15 protein-coding genes are annotated in these 20,123 nt (G+C 52.4%); 6 read left to right on the forward strand and 9 right to left on the reverse strand.

Going from position 1 to position 20,123, the window contains the following annotated elements:
* Both livF and AB8809_RS00540 read left to right on the forward strand, forming a co-directional pair.
* A complete protein-coding gene (gene livF / locus AB8809_RS00535) occupies positions 1 to 702 on the forward strand; it encodes a high-affinity branched-chain amino acid ABC transporter ATP-binding protein LivF (protein ID WP_012772851.1) in 702 nt (233 codons plus the stop codon).
* Positions 703 to 731: 29 nt separating this feature from the next.
* Positions 732 to 1,922 (forward strand): PLP-dependent aminotransferase family protein, encoded by a 1,191-nt coding sequence (locus AB8809_RS00540; protein WP_320702363.1) that lies wholly within the window; start codon positions 732 to 734, stop codon positions 1,920 to 1,922.
* 89 nt (positions 1,923 to 2,011) lie between these two features.
* On the opposite strand, the gene AB8809_RS00545 is transcribed toward AB8809_RS00540, so the two are convergent.
* From AB8809_RS00545 to ltnD, 9 genes are all read right to left on the reverse strand, one after another.
* Positions 2,012 to 3,658 carry a methyl-accepting chemotaxis protein gene (locus AB8809_RS00545; protein ID WP_012772853.1) on the reverse strand — a complete coding sequence of 549 codons (1,647 nt, stop codon included), beginning with the start codon at positions 3,656 to 3,658 and terminating at the stop codon, positions 2,012 to 2,014.
* A gap of 595 nt (positions 3,659 to 4,253) precedes the next feature.
* On the reverse strand, positions 4,254 to 5,924 hold the full coding sequence (locus AB8809_RS00550; protein WP_349855572.1) for a methyl-accepting chemotaxis protein: 1,671 nt from the start codon (positions 5,922 to 5,924) through the stop codon (positions 4,254 to 4,256).
* A 643-nt stretch (positions 5,925 to 6,567) separates the two neighbouring features.
* On the reverse strand, positions 6,568 to 8,238 hold the full coding sequence (locus tag AB8809_RS00555) for a methyl-accepting chemotaxis protein (protein WP_349855574.1): 1,671 nt from the start codon (positions 8,236 to 8,238) through the stop codon (positions 6,568 to 6,570).
* A 279-nt stretch (positions 8,239 to 8,517) separates the two neighbouring features.
* Positions 8,518 to 10,197 carry a methyl-accepting chemotaxis protein gene (locus tag AB8809_RS00560; protein ID WP_349855576.1) on the reverse strand — a complete coding sequence of 560 codons (1,680 nt, stop codon included), beginning with the start codon at positions 10,195 to 10,197 and terminating at the stop codon, positions 8,518 to 8,520.
* Positions 10,198 to 10,501: 304 nt separating this feature from the next.
* Positions 10,502 to 11,860 (reverse strand): GntP family transporter, encoded by a 1,359-nt coding sequence (locus AB8809_RS00565; RefSeq protein ID WP_012772857.1) that lies wholly within the window; start codon positions 11,858 to 11,860, stop codon positions 10,502 to 10,504.
* A 190-nt stretch (positions 11,861 to 12,050) separates the two neighbouring features.
* A complete protein-coding gene (gene otnI / locus AB8809_RS00570; protein WP_181830213.1) occupies positions 12,051 to 12,833 on the reverse strand; it encodes a 2-oxo-tetronate isomerase in 783 nt (260 codons plus the stop codon).
* 33 nt (positions 12,834 to 12,866) lie between these two features.
* Positions 12,867 to 13,523: a 3-oxo-tetronate 4-phosphate decarboxylase gene (gene otnC, locus AB8809_RS00575; protein WP_180779124.1), complete on the reverse strand. Its 657-nt coding sequence runs from the start codon at positions 13,521 to 13,523 to the stop codon at positions 12,867 to 12,869.
* Positions 13,520 to 14,794, reverse strand: a complete 1,275-nt coding sequence (gene otnK / locus AB8809_RS00580; protein ID WP_349855577.1) for a 3-oxo-tetronate kinase — start codon at positions 14,792 to 14,794, stop codon at positions 13,520 to 13,522. The genes otnC and otnK overlap by 4 nt, the downstream gene beginning before the upstream one ends.
* On the reverse strand, positions 14,791 to 15,705 hold the full coding sequence (gene ltnD / locus AB8809_RS00585; protein ID WP_012772861.1) for an L-threonate dehydrogenase: 915 nt from the start codon (positions 15,703 to 15,705) through the stop codon (positions 14,791 to 14,793). Before ltnD ends, otnK begins: the two co-directional genes overlap by 4 nt.
* A gap of 336 nt (positions 15,706 to 16,041) precedes the next feature.
* Here ltnD and ygbI point away from each other — a divergent pair, with 336 nt between their 5' ends.
* The 4 genes from ygbI to feoC all read left to right on the forward strand — a co-directional run bounded on the left by ygbI (position 16,042) and on the right by feoC (position 19,844).
* On the forward strand, positions 16,042 to 16,803 hold the full coding sequence (ygbI, locus tag AB8809_RS00590; protein WP_300997069.1) for a DNA-binding transcriptional repressor YgbI: 762 nt from the start codon (positions 16,042 to 16,044) through the stop codon (positions 16,801 to 16,803).
* 213 nt (positions 16,804 to 17,016) lie between these two features.
* Entirely contained in the window at positions 17,017 to 17,244 is a 228-nt protein-coding gene (gene feoA, locus AB8809_RS00595; RefSeq protein WP_182100773.1) for a ferrous iron transporter A, read from the forward strand.
* A 30-nt stretch (positions 17,245 to 17,274) separates the two neighbouring features.
* A complete protein-coding gene (gene feoB, locus AB8809_RS00600; protein ID WP_349855578.1) occupies positions 17,275 to 19,596 on the forward strand; it encodes a Fe(2+) transporter permease subunit FeoB in 2,322 nt (773 codons plus the stop codon).
* An 11-nt stretch (positions 19,597 to 19,607) separates the two neighbouring features.
* Positions 19,608 to 19,844, forward strand: a complete 237-nt coding sequence (gene feoC / locus AB8809_RS00605) for a [Fe-S]-dependent transcriptional repressor FeoC (RefSeq protein ID WP_349855579.1) — start codon at positions 19,608 to 19,610, stop codon at positions 19,842 to 19,844.
* Positions 19,845 to 20,123 lie beyond the last annotated feature (279 nt).

Raw genomic sequence — 20,123 nt, forward strand, 5'->3', positions numbered from 1 at the left:
ATGCTGTCATTACATCAGGTTTCGGCCCACTACGGAAAAATTCAGGCGCTGCATCAGGTTAGCCTGCATATTAATCAGGGCGAGATTGTTACGCTTATCGGTGCAAACGGCGCCGGTAAAACCACGCTGCTGGGCACGCTGTGCGGGGATCCGCGCGCGACGGAAGGCACTATCACGTTTGACGGTAAGGACATCACGAACTGGCAGACCGCGCAGATTATGCGTGAAGCTATCGCGATTGTGCCGGAAGGTCGTCGCGTCTTTTCCCGCATGACGGTAGAAGAAAATCTGGCGATGGGGGGATTTTTTGCCGATCGCGAGCAGTATCAGGAACGCATTGCGCGTGTCTACGATCTGTTTCCGCGCTTGTATGAGCGACGCGCCCAGCGTTCCGGCACGATGTCTGGCGGTGAGCAACAGATGTTGGCGATTGGCCGTGCGCTGATGAGTCAGCCGCGCTTACTGCTGCTGGACGAACCGTCACTGGGGCTGGCGCCGATTATCATCCTGCAAATTTTCGATACGATCCAGCAACTGCGCGAAGAGGGCATGACCATCTTCCTGGTGGAGCAGAACGCCAATCAGGCACTGAAGCTGGCCGACCGGGGTTATGTACTTGAAAACGGGCATGTCGTGTTGGAAGATACCGGTGCGGCATTGTTAGCTAATGAAGCGGTACGTTCGGCCTATCTGGGCGGATAATTGAAGTTTTGTTGAAAGGTTAAGAAGAGATGGCCATTGAAGGGTTGTTAGCGCACCGTATCGCTCAGTTAAAAAGTTCCGCCATCCGTGAACTACTGAAACACAGCAAGATGGAAAATATTATCTCGCTGGCTGGCGGGATTCCGTCAGATGCATTGTTTGATTTCGAAGGGTTAAGTCAGGCCACGCACTTAGCGATTACCGAACAGCCGAAAACGGCATTCCAGTATGGCTTGACCGAAGGCAGCGGCGTGCTGCGCGATCGCATTGCCGAGCTGTGTGCCGTGCGCGGCGTAAAAACGCGCGGTGACGATATTGTGGTGACGGCGGGTTCGCAGCAGGCACTGGACTTGATCATGCGCTCAATGGTCGATCCCGGCGACGTGTTCGTCGTTGAACGTCCGACGTATCTGGCGGCGCTGCAAACGCTGGAACTGGCGCAGGCGCAGGTGATGTCGGTGTCATCTGACGCCAATGGTATGGTTGTCGATGAGCTGGAAGAGTTGCTGAAGAAACAGCGCATCAAAGGCGTTTATATCGTTCCGAACTTCGGCAACCCGAGCGGCGTTACGCTGAGTTATGAACGTCGCCTGAAATTGATTCAACTGGCAGAGCGCTACGGTTTTGTCATTATCGAAGACGATCCCTATGGCGAGCTGCGCTTCACCGAAGAACGCAACCCGACGCTGTTCCAACTGGCGCAGGAGAAGCTGGGGAGCACGGAATACGTGCTGTACACCTCCACGTTCTCGAAAGTGCTGGCTCCGGGGCTGCGTCTCGGCTGGGCGATTCTGCCGGACTGGCTGTTGCACAAAGTGGCGATTATCAAACAGGCCGCTGACCTGCATGCCAGCGCGCTGTCGCAGACCGTCGCGGAATGCTATCTGGGATTAGGACGTCTGGATTCGCAGATCGAAAAAATCCGCCACGCCTATAAGCACAAAGGTGAACTGCTGGCACAGCTGGTCGAGAAGGAACTGGGTGATGTGATCACCTTCAACCAACCGAAAGGCGGGATGTTCCTGTGGGCGAAGTTCCGCCAGAACGATTTCAACACGACGGAATGGCTGAAGAAGACGCTGGATCAGGGCGTTGTTTTCGTGCCGGGTGAGTTCTTCTTCCCAGACAATGTCGATTACTCAACGCTGCGTCTGTCCTTTGCGACGGCAACGGATGAGCAAATGCATGAAGCGGTGGCGCGACTGCGTCGGGCGCTGTAATCGCCGATAACAGGCTATCCGTTAATGTAAAAAACCGCTGATATTTCAGCGGTTTTTCTTTATCAGTGCAGCATTAACAGGTGATAGCTTTAAAAGGTTTCCCAGTTTGTGTGACTCGAATTAGCGGCCAGCGCCAGTTTGGGTCTGGGCAGCGTAGCGGCCTGCGGTGCGGCACGCTGTGGCTGGATCCCGTCGATTTTGAAAACACTCATTAATTCAACCAGATGTCTGGCCTGTTGATTCAGGCTGTCTGCGGCGGAAGCCGATTCTTCAACCAGTGCCGCGTTCTGCTGGGTGACCTGATCGAGTTGATTAACCGCATCGTTCACCTGAGAAACGCCCTGTTCCTGCTCGTGGGTAGTCAGTCCGATCTCATTGATAAGATTGGCGACACGCTGTGACTGCTCCACGACTTCCTCGATGGTTACGCCCGCTTCGTTCACCAGCAGTTCTCCCGCTTCCACTTTTCCGACACTGATGCTAATCAAATCCTTGATTTCGCGTGCTGCGGAAGCGGAGCGCTGAGCCAGCGAACGCACTTCTCCGGCAACCACGGCGAAGCCACGCCCCTGTTCTCCGGCGCGTGCCGCTTCGACGGCGGCGTTAAGCGCCAGAATGTTGGTCTGGAAAGCAATGCCGTCAATCACACCGATGATATCGCCGATTTTACGCGAACTCGCGGTGATCTCTTCCATTGTCCGCACGACATTATTTACGACATCCCCCCCTTTGCGGGCGGCGGCGCTGGCCGCATTCGCGAGCTGTGCGGCGCTACGCACGGTGTCGGCGTTTTGTTTGACGGTAGTATTCATCTCTTCCATGGAGGCAGCGGTTTCTTGCAGGTTTGCGGCCTGTTCTTCCGTACGTTGACTCAGATCGGTGTTGCCAATGGCAATCTGGCTGGCGCCGGTGGCGATAGACTCGCTGCTTTGATGGACTTGCCCGACAATGTTGCTCAGGCTCTGGCGCATTTCCTCCATTGCGGCGAGGACGCTGGTGGTGTCTCCGTCACGCCGATCAATGGCGATGGCAAGATTCCCTTGGGCGACCTGGCGGGTCACCTCCAGCGTATAGGCTGGCTCTCCACCCAACTGGCGCTTGATTTTCCGGGTGATCCACCAGGCTACAACGCCTCCTAACAGGGCAGAACACAATGCGATGATTAGCATTAGGGTGCCTGCGTGTAACGCATTATTCTCCGAGTCATTGGCGAGTTCGACGGTCAGCTGTTTTTGCATCTCAACCATTTTATCCAGAATGTCGAATACGCTTGCTTGCGTGGTACGAACTTCTGTCAGTAGGAAATTGCGAAACGCGTCGTGTTCGTTGGACATGGCCAGTTCGGTCGCTTTTTTCATGCTGCTGGTATACGCAGGGCGAACTTGATCCAGCGTGCTGAGCAGCGTTTTAGCGTCGTCATCCACGAGGTTCTTCCGTATTTTCGCCAGCAACTCGCTATTACGTGCGATGGTTTGCTCAATGCGATCTTTTTCCACCTTCATTTGCTGTTGATCGCTCAAAAGCGCAATATTTCTGATAGAGCGTGCTGCGATGTTGACGTTATCTTTCACTTCCTGCATTAATAGAAGATTGGTAATACGCATTTGTGACAAAAGCTGGATGTTTCCTCCAAGTTTTTCTAACTGGACGCGACCCAATATGGCGACTAAAAAACCAATCACAATAATTAACGTAAAGCCTGTTCCTAACATTTTTCCCAAACTCATATTTTTCATGATGTTCCTTTTTTATTTATTGAAGTCTGACACAGCAGGTGTCGTTATTTTCTGTTAATGGGTGATGGTACAGACGCGATTCACCCGGTGAACTCTATTACTTGCATCATTTCCCTTATCTCCCGATGTCTTTCTGGTACAGGAAGATCAGCGGCGTTTAGACCCCGATGGCAGCATTGCCGAAGGGAGATAACTGTCGCTTGCATACAGGTATGGAATGTCTGTTGGGAATAATTACAGACCAAGGGAATGACAAATAAAGTGTAGACAATAACGTGGTAGGTTGATGGCAGAATAAACGTAACAAAAACCCCTGATTTATTAGATGGGAAAAATTTAATATTATTTTCTTATGGTGATAGAAATAGATAATAAATACTAATCAATACCTTTATACCTAATAAGAGTTAGGGCTTTTCCTTATCACCCATTAGTTTGTAAATCATTATTTCCATCTGTGTTATTTATCAATGAGTGCGGTTTTTTTAACCTTATTATTTATTTCTTTTATCCTTATACAATAAAAAGCCGCTGAAGACTCAGCGGCTTTATTTTTTGCGACAAGACTGGGGAATCTGTCGATCGAACGCGTTCGTTAAAACGTTTCCCAGTTATCGCTGCTTGTGTTGCCCGATTGGCTTGCCAGAGCCAGTCTCGGCGCTGTCGGTTGCTTCACCTGTGCGCTCAGGCGTGGCGCTTGGGCTTGAACGCCGCTGATTTTGAACACGCCCATTAATTCCAGCAGCGTTCTTGCCTGTTGGCTCAGGCTGTCGGCGGCGGAGGCCGATTCTTCAACCAATGCGGCATTCTGCTGGGTCACCTGATCGAGCTGATTAACTGCATCATTCACCTGGGCAACGCCCTGTTCCTGCTCGTGTGTTGTCAGGCCGATTTCGCTAAGCAGGTTGGCAACATGCTGCGATTTTTCGACAATGTCTTTGATGGTGATACCCGCGTCGTTCACCATCTTCTCGCCCATTTCCACGTTAGCTACGCTGACGTTAATCAGGTCTTTGATTTCACGGGCGGCGGAGGCGGAACGCTGTGCCAGAGAACGGACTTCACCCGCGACCACGGCGAAGCCACGGCCTTGTTCACCGGCTCTGGCGGCTTCAACGGCGGCGTTGAGCGCCAGAATGTTGGTCTGGAAAGCAATACTGTCGATAACGCCGATAATGTCGCCGATCTTACGCGAGCTGGCGGTGATATCTTCCATCGTACGCACAACGTTATTGACCGCATCGCCACCTTTTTGCGCTGTGGTGCTGGCGGAATGGGCTAACTCTGTTGCGGTGCGCACCGTCGCCGCATTCTGCTTCACCGTGGTATTCATTTGTTCCATCGAGGCCGCGGTTTCCTGAAGATTCGCAGCCTGTTCTTCCGTGCGCTGGCTCAGATCGGTGTTGCCCATCGCAATCTGCGTCGCGCCGGTGGCGATCGATTCGCTGCTCTGATGCACCTGACCGACCAGATTACTCAGGTTTTGGCGCATATCCTCCATCGCAGCCAGTACGCTGGTGGTATCTCCATCGCGCAGTTCAATCGCAACGGCCAGATTCCCCTGTGCAACCTGACGGGTCACTTCCAGCGTGTAGGCTGGCTCCCCCCCGAGCTGACGTTTAATGGTGCGGGTAATCCACCATGAAATCATTGCGCCCAGCACGACAGAAAGCAGGGCGATGATGACCATCAGCGTGCCCGCGTGAGTGGCATTTTTTAAAGACTGGTCGGCGATGTCGACTGTGAGCTTCTCTTGCCAGTTGACCATGTCATTTAGCGCTTTGAAGACGGCTTCCTGTTTTGCCCGCACGTCTGTTAATAACAGATGTTGCGCTTCGCTGTTTTTATTCGCCATGGCTAATGTGATGGCGTTGGTATAGCTACTGCTGTAAGCCGGGCGCACGCGCTCCAGTTCCGCGACCAATTCCTGAGCATGTTTCTCGGTGGCGCTGTCGTGTATTTTGGTGAGTAACGCGTTATTGCGGGAGACCATCTCCTCGATACGCACTTTCTCTTGCTGCATCTGCCGACTGTCTTCCTGCATCGTCAGGTTTCTGATGGCGATGGCATTGGTGTTTATGTTGTCTTTAAACTCCTGCATCATGATGAGGTTGGTAATGCGAACCTGCGACAGCAGCTGGATATTTTCCCCGAGTTTATCTAACTGGATACGGCCAAATACCGCCACCAGAAAACCGATGGCGATGACCAGAGTAAAGCCTGTCCCTAGCATTTTACCCAGGCTGCTATTTTTGATGAGATTCATTGTGTCCCTTATTATATGCTGAAGATGAATATGGTTGGTGTAGGTGTGCTTTAAATGTGAAATAGGCGTTGCGCAAACGTATTTATTTTGCAAATGCCGTCACGTTGCGGTTTGAGCTATGTCAGGTAAATCCTTTCCTTTAATCACTGCCCGTTTCCTTTCGGCTATAAATGTATTTCACGTTACTTTTTCTGGTTAATCGCTTAGCAAAGTAGGGTTGTGTCTGGTGCGATAGAACCTATTCTGATGACAGGGAAATGATGGCGCAGGAGTATAAAAGGCGAAGGGAAAAGCCGCAATATTTCTATGGGTTAGAGAAAAAATAAACTGATATCGTGCTGTAATGTTAAATTGACAGTCATGTTAATAAACATTGTGAATTATGATTCTCTGCTTATTTATTCAACCCTAAAGCGGGTTTTATTTTCTATTTATTCTTCTTTTTCGAACGATATGATGATTTTACCATCATATATTTGATGTTTTTATCATCACAGCGTTGTCATTTCTCTTGTTTTTTATTGATTTTATTTTATTTCGTTTAATATAAAGTTAATTTCGATTTTTTCTTTTTTATTAATTGTTTTTCCCTATTGAAAAAACCGCTGATCGCTCAGCGGTTTCGGCATGTTTTGATTAACGGCTAAAAGGTTTCCCAGTTTTGCTTATCGCTTCCCGTGGTGCTTTTAGGGTTGGCGAGTGAAAGTTTTGCGCTGTCAGGCCGTTTTAACTGTGGAGCAAGGCGCTGCGGCGCTCCGCCTTCAACGATGAAGACTTTCATCAGTTCTACCAGATGAGCGGCTTGCTCACTCAGGCTATCGGCCGCAGATGCGGATTGCTCAACGAGCGCGGCGTTCTGCTGCGTGACCTGATCGAGTTGGTTCACCGCCTCATGAATCTGTGAGACGCCGGATTCTTGTTCCTGCGTGGTAATGCCAATTTCGTTAATCAGATCGGCAACGTGGCGCGCCTGACGAACCAGCTCTTCGATTGTTGTGCCCGCATCGCTGACCAGTGCGGAGCCCGTCTCGACTTTCTCGACGCTGTGGCCGATCAGCTCTTTAATCTCTTTGGCTGCGGTGGCGGAACGCTGTGCCAGCGAGCGGACTTCGCCAGCCACCACGGCAAAGCCACGACCTTGCTCACCTGCCCGAGCCGCTTCGACCGCGGCGTTGAGGGCCAGAATATTGGTCTGGAAAGCGATGCCGTCAATCACGCTAATGATGTCGTTAATTTTGTGCGAACTGTCGGTAATTTCTTTCATCGTGACAACAATATTCCCGACAGCTTCACCGCCTTTAGCCGCGGTGTTGCTGGCGGCCTGCGCCAGTTGAGCAGCGTTACGCACGGTATCGGTATTTTGACGTACTGTTTGGCTCATTTCTTCCGTAGACGCTGCGGTCTGCTGTAAGTTGGCTGCCTGCTCCTCTGTGCGCTGGCTGAGGTCAGCACTTCCTGCGGCGATCTGTTTGGCTCCGGTGGCGATAGATTCGCTGCTCTCACGCACCTGTTCAACAATGCTGCTTAAGCTTTTGCGCATGTTATTCATCGCAAACAGCAAACTGGTGTTGTCACCTGACGCCAGATCGACTGGTATTGCGAGATTACCTTGTGCGATTTCCTGTGTGACCTGCGTGGCATAGGCGGGTTCACCCCCCAGTTGCTTCTTGATATGGCGGGTAATCAGCCAGGCGATGCCGGCGCCGAATAATGAGGCGATGACAGCCAGAATGAGCAGGGAATTGCCATCATAGTAGGACTCTTCAATCGCGTCGGTTGCTGTTTGCGTGGTGTAGTCTTTCTGCAACTGAATCATGGTGTTCAGATTGTTAAAAAGCTTGGTTTGTATGGGTTCAAGCTGGGTTTTAACTAACTCGATAGATTCAGCCTGTCTATTGCTGAGTGACAGTGCGACGGCCTGGCGGCCTACTTTGGCAAATTCAGTGCGGTTTTGCTGCAGCTCGCCCAGAATATTGCGAACCTCGGTTGCCCGTAAATTGGTTTCCAACTGAGTGACGAGCTGTGTGTTTTTGGCACTCGTGGTTTCAATCAGTTTTTGATTGTCTTCCAGAACCTTTTGCTCGGTAGCGATCAACATACGCAATGTGGCTTTGATCGTGACGTTAAGATTATCTTTCAGCTCTTGTAGCACGATGAGATTGGCAAGGTGGTGTTTGGCCAGCCTGTCCGTAGTATTACCGAGGCCAACCAAGTGCATTCTGCCGAAGATAGCCACTAATAGGCCAATAATAATAACAATGGCAAAGCCTGAACCGACCTGAGTACCCAGTTTCATTTTTTTTGTATGCTGCATGTTATCCTCATGACTTATTTACAATATTTATTGTTATTAAGCAGATTTTCCTTTGCACGATGGAGGCATGTGCTGCTGCGGTTTCTCGATCCCTCTGGTGAATAATTAAGCACTTCACTCTAGAATATCGGCATGACCGGAGAAAACATTGATTTTAATTGCCGCCTTTGCAGCGTGGCGCACGCTGATGAGGAAAAAACAGAAAATGCAGGGTATGGCGGGGCTTGGCGGAGAATGGATGTGAAAGTAAACAGGGGGAGGTGATCCCCCTGTGTCGAATCAGAACTGTTCCCAGTTTTGCGTATCGCTTCCTGCGCGGCTTCTGGAATTGGCAAGCGAGAGTTTGGCGCTGTCAGGCCTTTTCAACTGCGGAGCAAGGCGCTGTGAAGATCCGCCTTCAACGACGAAGACTTTCATCAGCTCGACCAGATGAGCCGCTTGATCGCTCAGGCTATCGGCGGCAGACGCGGATTGCTCAACGAGCGCGGCGTTCTGCTGCGTGACCTGATCGAGTTGGTTAACGGCATCGTGAATCTGCGAGACACCAGATTCTTGTTCCTGCGTAGTTACGCCAATTTCGTTAATCAGATCGGCAACGTGACGTGCCTGACGAACCAGCTCTTCGATTGTCGTTCCCGCATCGCTGACCAAGGCGGAGCCTGTCTCGACTTTCTCGACGCTGTGGCCGATCAGTTCTTTAATCTCTTTGGCTGCGGTGGCGGAGCGCTGCGCCAGCGAGCGAACTTCTCCAGCCACCACGGCAAAACCACGGCCTTGTTCACCCGCCCGGGCGGCTTCGACCGCGGCGTTGAGCGCCAGAATGTTGGTCTGGAAGGCGATGCCGTCAATGACACTGATGATGTCGCCAATTTTGTGCGAACTGTCGGTAATTTCTTTCATGGTGACAACGATATTGCCGACGGCTTCACCGCCTTTAGCCGCGGTGTTGCTGGCAGCCTGCGCCAGCTGAGCGGCATTACGCACGGTGTCTGAGTTCTGACGTACGGTCTGGCTCATCTCTTCCATTGAGGCTGCGGTTTGTTGCAGGTTGGCCGCCTGCTCTTCCGTACGCTGGCTGAGGTCGGTACTGCCTGCGGCGATTTGGCTGGCGCCGGTGGCGATGGATTCACTGCTCTCACGCACCTGTTCAACAATGCTACTCAGGCTTTTGCGCATTCCGTTCATGGCTGCCAGTACACTGCGGTCATCTCCGGGACGTAAGTTCACGGCGACGGCCAGATTTCCCTGCGCAACCGCCTGGGCGATTTGTGCGGCATAAACCACTTCGCCACCCAGTAAGCCTTTGATGGTGCGGGTAATCAGTACGGAAACCAGAATGCCAACGAGCACCGCAATGGCTGCGAAGACGATCAGCATGTTGCCGTCTGAGCGCGCTTCCTGCATCGCGCTTGTCGTCATATCCAGCGTCCGTGTTTTCTGAAATTCCCGCATGCTATCCAGCGCGGCGAAAACTGGTGCCTGCGTAACCTGCATCTCATTGACCATGATTTGCACGGCACGCGCCCTTTCTTCGGCATTCTCGGATAGACCAAGTTCAACCGCCTTATTCACGGTATCCCGATAAGCTGGACGCGCCTGCGTCAGGCTCTCCAGCGTGTCACGAGTTTCTGGTTCAGACATGTGTTCATACAATTTGGTCAGGATTTCTGTATTGCGGGCGATTTGCTGATCGATCAGGCGCTTTTCTTCCTGAATACGGCTCCTGTCATCGGTCAGGCCAATGTTACGCACCGAACGCGCCACGGCATCAAAACCGTTTTTGGCGTCCTGTATCAGGATAAGGCTGGTCAGATTTTTTTCGGACAGTGATTCAATATCTTCACCCAGATCGACCAGATGCGCGCGTCCCAGCACGGCGACCATCAGACCGATGATGATGACAGAGGCGAAGCCGGCACCCAACATGGTGCCAAGCTTCATTTTTGCTAGAAAATTCATAATGTTCCTTTATTATTTTTTATCGGTGATGCAGGTTCTGCTTTGTGGATTGGGTCTCTTCTGCGACAGGTCAGGAATAGGATGTACTTCTGATGACGTCATGTGTTGGCATGCAGACTTGCGTAGCGGTGGTAAAGAAACGCGCAGTTCCTTACCCCACGCACAGTATAAAGACAGGTGTGGATAGGCAGATGCGGAATATAGGAGTAAAACGGGCGCATTTTTCGGCATAAGGAGAAAAACCGCCGAAGATCGGCGGTTTTCCTTTTAGTGAAAGGTCGTAAGGGGTGAAACGTTGAGACGTTTACATCACCAGCCATAACGCCCAGGTGAAGAGGAACCCGGCTAGCCCGAGGATAGTTGTCAGCACCGTCCAGGTACGCAGGCCATCGGCGACGGACAGCCCCAGATATTTGGTGACGATCCAGAAACCCGAGTCATTAACGTGCGACAGACCCAGCCCGCCAAAGCAGGCAGAGAGCGTTACCAGTACCAACTGCATCTGGTTCAGGCCGCTGACGGCTTCGCTCAGCAGGCCGCAGGTGGTGAGAATGGCGACGGTGGCGGAGCCTTGCGAGGCGCGTAGCGCCAGCGACAGAAGAAATGCGGCAGGCACCAGCGGCAGGTGGATGCTGGTCAGCGTATCCGCCAGCGCTTTCCCCACACCGGATTCCACCAATACCTTGCCGAACACGCCACCTGCACCAGTCACCATAATCACGACGGCTGCGGCAGGCATGGCGTCCCCCATAACGTTGCCGGTCTTTTCAAGCGACCAGCCGCGACGCATGGCGATAAAATAAAATGCCAGCGCTAGAGCGATGAGTAATGCCACTGCAGGGGAACCGACCAACGTAGTGATGTTACGCAGTGGGTGGCCTACGGGGAAAAGTGTTGCCGCTACCGTACCGAGCATGATAATTGCGATAGGAATGACGATTAGCGCAGTTACCAGACTCGCAGAGGGGGCATTTTTATGTTGGACGGCCTCACTTTTGTCTTCCGTTTTCGTGAGTTGTAATTGCTCCAGCACATCAACAGATAAGGCGTATTGGCGGCGGTTGATATATTTGGCGACCCAGAAACCGATAATGCCAACAGGAATAGAAATCGCCAGCCCCAATATGGTTAACCAGCCCACATCGGCTTTTAACAAACTGGCCGCGGCCACTGGGCCTGGGTGGGGGGGAAGCGCAACGTGCACAGTCAGCATGACACCAGCGACGGGCAAACCGAATTTAAGTGGAGAGACTTTCGCGACTTTCGCAAAGCCGTAAATAATCGGGGCGAGGATAATAAAGCCGACATCAAAAAATACCGGAATACCGAGAATAAATGCTGCCATAGTCAGCGCCGCAATAACGCGCTTTTCTCCCAGTGTTTGGGTAAATTTCCTTGCCAGAGATTCAGCTCCGCCAGAAATTTCGATCATTCTTCCCAACATGGCACCCAGTCCGATGATCATGGTGATCGAGCCGAGAACGCCTCCCATGCCACTGGACATGACTTTCATTATTTCTTCTGTGGGTATTCCGGTTGCCAGCGCAACAAGTAAGCTGACGACCAGCAGGGCGACAAAGGGCTGTATTTTAAATTTAATGACCATCAGCAACAGGAGTAATACCCCGGCGATAGCGATGCAGAGTAAGAGCGAGGTGGCCATGTTCTTATCCTCATTGACCCATTTTGCAATTCAGAGGCTGAAAAGGTATTGGGTTATTGTTTTATTTGAAGAAAAGGGTGACCTGATTCCCACATTGAAATAATGCGGGAATCTGACCTTTTCTCGTATTTTATAAAGGTGTCTCTGGTGTTTGCTTTTTTATAAAATAGTAACGTATTGCCGTGATAATTTATTTCTTCAGCCAGGGTTTAATCCATCCCAGCCCGTCTTCCGTTTTGCCTCGCGGGTTATATTCACAACCAACCCAGCCGCCATAATTCACGCGATCCAATTCGGCAAAGATGAACGGGTAATTAATCTCTCCTTCATCGGGTTCATGCCGTGCAGGAACCGAGGCAATTTGAATATGTCCGATGCGGCCATCCAAATCGTGAATAATTTGCGTCAGGTTGCCATCGACAATTTGCGCGTGGAAGAAATCCAACTGGATATAGACGTTCGGCCGATCGATCAGATTGGCTAATTCCAGCGCCTGATACTGACTAGCGAACAGATAATTCGGCTTCACTTTCGCGCTCAGCGCTTCAATCATGATATTGATGCCGTGCGGTGCAAATTTATCGGCGGCGTAGCGCAGGTTATCAATAAAGGTTTGCTGATAGGCTGCGCGGTCTTCACCGGGCGGGACGACCCCCCCCATCACCAGTACCGAAGGACAGTTGAGCGCCAGCGCATATTCCAGCGCGTTATCGATATCCCGGCGAGCATCTTCAATGCGATCGGGCAGGGCGGATACGCCCCATTCGCCCGCGGCGATATTGCCGGGCGCAGTATTGAACAACACCTGCTTCAGGCCATTTTCCCGCAGCTTTTCCGCCAGCAGCGGTGCCGGATATTCATAAGGAAACAGGTACTCGACCGAAGTGAAACCCGCATCGGCAGCGGCTTTAAAACGATCGAGAAACGGCACGTCGGTAAACAGCATAGAAAGATTGGCAGCAAACTTAGGCATGGTTAACTCCTCGGTTCAGCAAAAAATGGCTCATCAAGAGAGCTCTGCAATATCGTCAGCGGTGAGGTAGCGAATTTTTCGATCACCGAGAATAAAAATCAGCTTGGCGGTTTCTTCCAGCTCTTCCATGTTGTCCGCCGCCGCACGCAGATCCTTGCCAGTGACGACCGGGCCGTGGTTAGCCAATAAGAACGCCTTGTAGCGCGAGGCCAGCTTCGCCAGATCTTCACCGAGCCGTGCATCGCCGGGACGGTAATAAGGGACGACGGGCACTTTACCGACGCGCATCACCACATAAGGCGTGAACGGCTTGATGGCATCCTGCGTATCCAGCCCTTCCAGACATGAGAGTGCCGTCAGGTAGGTGCTGTGCAGGTGGACGATCGCTTTGCATTCGGGGTCGTTACGGTAAATCGACAGGTGAAAGCTGACCTCTTTCGACGGCTTATCCCCGGAGATCCACTCGCCGCTCAGGCTGACTTTGGACAACCGCTCGGCATCCAGGTCGCCGAGACAGGAGCCGGTTGGCGTTGCCAACAGCGTGCCATCATCCAATAGCAACGAGAGGTTGCCCGCTGAGCCGGTGGCGTAGCCGCGCTGGAAAAAGGACGCGCCCAGTTTGACCATTTCCGCGCGTGCGCGCTGCTCGCTGTTCAGTGCGGCTTCAGTGTTGTGGTGTTTTTCACTCATGCGGCAAACTCCTTTTGAGCGCGGGCAAAAAAGTCTTCATCACCGAAATTGCCGGATTTCAACGCCAGCGAAAGCGGATGATTGGTGGAACGTACCCACGGCACGCCGGGAGAAATGGATGGCCCGATATGGAACGCGTGAATGCCCAGCGTTTGCACCACGATGCTGGAGGTTTCCCCGCCCGCAATGATGAAGCGCTGGAAGCCATCCTGCTGAAGCTGGCGGGCGACGGCGGCAAACAGTTTCTCCACCGCCTGACTGCTGGCTTCTGCGCCCCAGCGCTGCTGAATCTGCGCCAGTTCGTCGGGTGACGACGTGGCGTATAGCAGCGGCGCCAGTGCGTCGTCGCGATGTGCTTTTACCCAGTCGGCCAGTTCCTGCACGTAGGCTTGCTGGGCATCATCGCTTTCCAGACAGCGAGCGACGTCAATCGCGCGACCCGCCGCCTGTTTCAGGTAGTGAGCAACCTGCTTGTTGGTCATTACTGAGCAGGAGCCGGACAGCACAACGCCTGCGCCGGATTGTGGCTTGCCTGCCTCGGTGGCGGAACCGGTTTGTTTTGTTGAGTCTGCCAGCTGGCGTGCCAGACCAATCGCCAGGCCGGAACCGCCAGTGACCAGTTTCATGTCGCGCAGTGCTTCACCCTGTGTTAGCAGGTGTTGTTCGTTCAACGTATCCAGCACTACATAGCGGATACCCTGTTCTTTCAACTGTGCCAGCCGCTGTTTGACGGCTTCCGCGCCCTGATCCATCACGGCATACGGCACCAGACCACATTGCCCCGCCGCCTGCTGTTCCATGACGCGCATCAGGTTGCTGTCCGTCATCGGTGTAACCGGATGGTGGCGCATCCCGGATTCTGACAACAGCTGATCCATCACGAATAAATGCCCTTGATAGACGGTTCTGCCGTTCACCGGCAGCGCTGGAGAGATGATGGTCTGCGTTTCACCGAGCTGTTCCAACAGCGCATCGGTTACCGGACCGATGTTGCCTTTTGCTGTGCTGTCGAAGGTGGAGCAATATTTAAAGTAGAACTGCTGGCAGCCCTGCTGTTGCAGCCATGCCAGCGCCTTGAGTGAATCCGCCACGGCCTGTTCCGCCGGACAGGAGCGCGATTTCAGGCTAATGACCACGGCCTGCGTTTCGACCTTAAAATCGGACGGCGGTACGCCGTTGAGTTGTACGGTCGGCAGCCCGTTGTTGACCAGAAAGCTGGCGATATCCGTTGCGCCGGTAAAATCATCGGCGATCACACCTAGCTTGATCATGGCGCCTCCTTCTTTTCCGGTAGCGTAATGCCGTTAAAGATCTTGATGACCGCGCTGTCGTCTTCTTTACCAAATCCGGCGTTGCTGGCGGCGGTAAACATGTTGAACGCGGTAGAGGCCAGCGGCAGTGGGAAATGGAGCGATTTGGCGGTGTCGGTGACCAGCCCCAGATCTTTCACGAAAATATCAACGGCGGATTTTGGCGTGTAATCGCCATCGACAACGTGACGCATGCGGTTTTCAAACATCCAGGAATTTCCGGCGGCGTTGGTCACCACGTCATACATGATATCCAGCGGGATATCGGCACGGGCGGCTAGCGCCATTGCTTCCGCACCAGCAGCGATATGTACGCCTGCCAGCAACTGGTGAATAATTTTAACCGTTGCGCCCAGCCCGATTTCTTCACCGATGCGGTAGACCTTGCCCGCGACGGCATCCAGCACGGGCTTCAGTTTCTCAAAAGCCAGATCGGAACCGGATGCCATGACCGTCATGTCGCCTGCAGCAGCTTTTGCTGCCCCGCCGGACACCGGTGCATCCAGCATGATTAGCTGATGCTCAGCCAGACGCTGTTCAATGTTTTTGGCATCCTGCGCGGAGATCGTGGAAGACACCATGACCACGGTGCCGGGCTTGAGTTTCGCGGCGACCTGCGGTTCACCGAACAAAATGCCGTTCACCTGTGCGGCGTTTACGACCAGCAGCACCACGGCATCCAACTTGTCAGCGAAGGCATCAATACGTGTGTCGGCCTGCGCCGCACCCGCTTGACGTAACCGCTCCAGCGCCTGCGGGTTGATATCGACGCCGTATGTCGTCAGGCCAGCGTTGATGCAGGACGCCGCAGCGCCAAAACCCATGGAACCCAGACCGATAACGGCGACAGCATAATCAGAAGTCTTTTTCATCGTGGTTGCCTTGTTAAAATTAGTGATTTTTTGTTCTCTGGTGTTAAATATAAGGACTATCAGAACAAATTATGGTGATTTTTATCACATAAATTAACATTGAGATCGTGATGATTCAGTGTAGCTGAACACCGTCGGGAAAGAGATATCCTTAATTTTCTTTGTATATCATGTAATTAGTTATGATTTCTCGTTGTGTAACGATGAAAGCAATCATGTCTGGCGTGGTGTATGACGTGAATTTATGATAATTATCGTCATCAAACGGGGTATCTCTCACAATATTTATCAAACCAGAGTTATCAGACCAGCACTCTCAAACAGGGAATGAACAGCGTGATTCCAGTAGAACGTCATCAACAGATTCTGGCGCTGATCGCCGAACGCGGCGTGGTAAGCATCAATGAATTGACCGAGCGACTGGGCGTGTCGCACATGACGGTACGGCGCGATGTGCAAAAGCTGGAGCAGGACGGCCTGCTGCTGAGTGTCTCCGGCGGCGTGCGCTCGCCCGAACGTCTGGCGATTGAACCGTCGCATCAGGATAAATCCGTGATGTTCAGCCAGCAGAAAGCGGCGATGGGTAAACTGGCGGCGCAGCACATTCCGTTGAATAGCTGCATTTATCTGGATGCAGGCACCACGACGTTATCGCTGGCGCGCGAGTTGGCGGAACGCGACGATCTCCTGATTGTCACCAACGATTTTGCGATTGCCGCTTTTCTGATTGAGTCCAGCCAGTGCCGCATGATCCACACCGGCGGCACGCTGTGTCGGGAAAACCGATCCTGCATTGGGGAAGCCGTGGCGCAGGCGCTGCGCAACCTGTTTATCGACATCGCCTTTATCTCCGCGTCTTCCTGGAGCCTGCGCGGGCTGTCCACGCCGAACGAAGACAAAGTGGTTGTGAAACGCGCGGCGGTAGAAGCCAGCAGCAAGTGCGTACTGCTGTGTGACACCTCGAAATACGGCCGCATCGCCACCCACCTCGCCACGCCGCTCAGCGTATTCGACAGCATCATCACCGACGACGGCCTACCTGTCGCCGCCAAAGAAGCCTTGAGCAAAATGGGGGTGGAGGTGCTGGTGGCGGGGTGAGAAAACAGCGCTGATTATTGAGCCACATCAAGGATGATTTGAATCACTATTTAAACCTTTCTCCGTTCGATATCTAATGAGTAATGGTACAAACCATTCTCATTATCGCTACCCTTACTAACTGGTGATGCGCTCTGTGTTGGCGAGCAATTTGGTTTGTGTCCCTTCCTGCGAGTTGTGATGAATAAACCAATGACCAAGTAAGTAGGCCCTATGCAATTATTCCCTGATAGTACGTGGAAAATTACCGGATTTTCTCGTGAGATCAGTCCGGCTTATCGTCAGAAACTGCTTTCACTCGGTATGTTGCCTGGCTCATCTTTTAATGTAATCCGCGTTGCACCATTGGGCGATCCCCTCCATATCGAAACTCGTCGAGTCAATCTGGTTTTACGCAAGAAAGATCTGGCGCTATTAGAGCTGGAAGCCGTTTCACGCTAATCGCCTTATCGCTACAGAGAATGGTGTTATATGAAGAAAATGACCGTTGGTTTGATTGGCAACCCTAATTCTGGAAAAACGACATTATTCAACCAGTTAACGGGTTCTCGTCAGCGAGTGGGGAACTGGGCTGGGGTAACGGTTGAACGCAAGGAAGGTTTTTTCACCACAGCGGATAGCCAGGTGACGCTGGTGGATTTGCCCGGCACCTACTCATTAACTACCATCTCATCGCAAACGTCGTTGGATGAGCAGATTGCCTGCCATTACATCCTCAGTGGTGACGCGGATTTGCTTATTAACGTGGTGGATGCGTCTAATCTGGAACGCAATCTGTATCTTTCGTTGCAGCTACTGGAACTGGGTGTTCCTTGTATCGTTGCATTGAATATGCTGGATATCGCGGAAAAACAGAAGATACATATTGATATTGATGCGCTTTCTGCACGTCTGGGTTGCCCGGTGATCCCTCTGGTTTCCACGCGCGCACGCGGTATCGAGGCGCTGAAAATGGCGATTGATCGCCATCATGAAAACGAGAGTGTGGTGCGGGTGCATTATGCTCAATCGTTGCTCCGCGAAGCCGATGTGTTGGCACAGGCAATGGCGGCGGGCATGCCGTTACATCAACGTCGCTGGCTCGGCCTGCAAATGCTGGAAGGTGATATATATAGCCGCGCCTATGCCGGTGAGGCCGCCGAACAGTTGGAACACTCACTGGCAAACCTGCAAAAAGAGATGGACGATCCCGCCTTGCACATCGTGGATGCGCGTTATCAGACGATCGCCGCCATTTGCGAATCGGTCAGTAACACCCTGACGGCAGAGCCCAGCCGTTTCACGGCGGCGGTGGATCGCATCGTCCTTAACCGTGTGCTGGGGCTGCCAATCTTCCTGTTCGTCATGTACCTGATGTTCCTGCTTGCTATTAACATTGGTGGGGCACTGCAACCCATTTTCGATGCAGGCTCGGTTGCACTCTTTATTCACGGTATTCAGTGGCTTGGATATACGCTGCATTTCCCGGACTGGCTGACTATCTTCCTTGCTCAGGGGTTAGGTGGCGGGATTAACACCGTGATGCCATTGGTGCCGCAAATCGGCATGATGTATCTGTTTCTGTCATTTCTGGAAGACTCCGGCTACATGGCGCGTGCCGCGTTCGTTATGGATCGCCTGATGCAGTCGCTCGGGCTACCGGGAAAATCGTTCGTGCCACTGATTGTCGGCTTTGGCTGTAACGTGCCGTCGGTCATGGGGGCTCGTACTCTGGATGCGCCACGTGAACGTCTGATGACCATCATGATGGCTCCGTTTATGTCCTGTGGCGCACGGTTGGCGATCTTCGCCGTATTTTCTGCCGCCTTCTTCGGGCAGCAGGGGGCACTGGTCGTATTCTCGCTCTATGTGCTGGGGATTGTGATGGCAATCCTGACCGGTCTCATGCTGAAGCACACTATTATGCGTGGTGAAGCAACGCCGTTCGTGATGGAGCTGCCGGTATACCACGCACCACATGTGAAGAGCCTGATACTCCAGACGTGGCAGCGCCTAAAAGGGTTTGTGCTACGCGCTGGTAAGGTCATTATCGTCGTTAGCATCTTTCTGAGCGGACTAAACAGCTTCTCGCTGAACGGACAGGTAGTTGATAACATCAATGACTCTGCGTTGGCTTCCGTGAGCCATGTCTTCACACCCCTGTTGGAACCTATCGGCATTCAGCCGAACCATTGGCAGGCAACCGTGGGGCTCTTTACAGGCGCGATGGCTAAAGAGGTTGTAGTCGGTACGTTAAATACGCTTTACACCGCTGAAAGCATCAAGAAAGAGACATTCGACCCAGCCAGTTTTAGCCTGACGGATGAGCTGGTCGGCGCTGTGGAAGAGACAGGGAAAAACCTGAAGAGTACCTTTAGTTTAAGCGTACTTGCCAACCCTATTGAAGCCAGTAAGGGCGATGGGGAAATGGAAATGGGAGCGATGGGGATAATGAGCCAGAAATTTGGCAGTCCAGCCGCCGCTTACAGCTATCTGATATTTGTGTTGCTCTATATCCCCTGTATTTCGGTCATGGGAGCAATGGCTCGCGAATCGAGCCGTGGTTGGATGGGCTTCTCAATCCTTTGGGGGCTGAACACTGCCTATTCACTGGCGACGATATTCTATCAGCTTGCCACGTTTACTCAGCATCCGGTTTACAGCCTGACGTGTATCCTTGCCGTCATTCTGTTTAATGTGTTGGTTATCGGTGGGCTACGTCGTGCGCGCAGCCGCGTTGATGTTAACCTGCTGTCCGCACGTAAAACCGTTGAACAATGCTGTGGAAACAGAACAGCGGGCGACTGCCACTAAGGTATAACAGCATGGCATCACTGATTCAGGTTCGCGATTTGTTGGCATTGCAGGGGCGTATGGATTCGCGCCAAATCAGTGCCGCGCTATATACGTCCCAACATCTGATCGACGCTATGCTCCACCGTCTGGAGATGATGGGGAAAGCCGTGCGTGTTCAAGAAGAAAAAGAAGGCTGTCTATCGGGGACGTGCAAGCATTGCCCAGAAGGTGAGGCTTGCATGCGCGAATGGTGGAGGCTTTCTTAAGATTATTCTTTGCGGCAAATTGGCGCATGAAGCTGGCTTTGAAGCGTGTCAAAACGTGACAGTAAAAAGTGCCCATGGTTGTCTGGCGTTGTTGCCTGTCAGTATTATCTGGCGTATTGGTTTCTACTTATTACGCCTGTTGTCGTCCATATTTAGTGAGAATCGGTAAGATCTATTTCAAGCAGGCTAAGAGAATTTTTTACTTATGCCTCTCCTTTCCTTGTCACTTTCCCGTCATCTTCCAGTTATTTTTCTGTCATGCGCCCATGTCATGTTTAC

The organism is Pectobacterium aroidearum (genome assembly GCF_041228105.1).
GTDB classification, from domain to species: domain Bacteria; phylum Pseudomonadota; class Gammaproteobacteria; order Enterobacterales; family Enterobacteriaceae; genus Pectobacterium; species Pectobacterium aroidearum.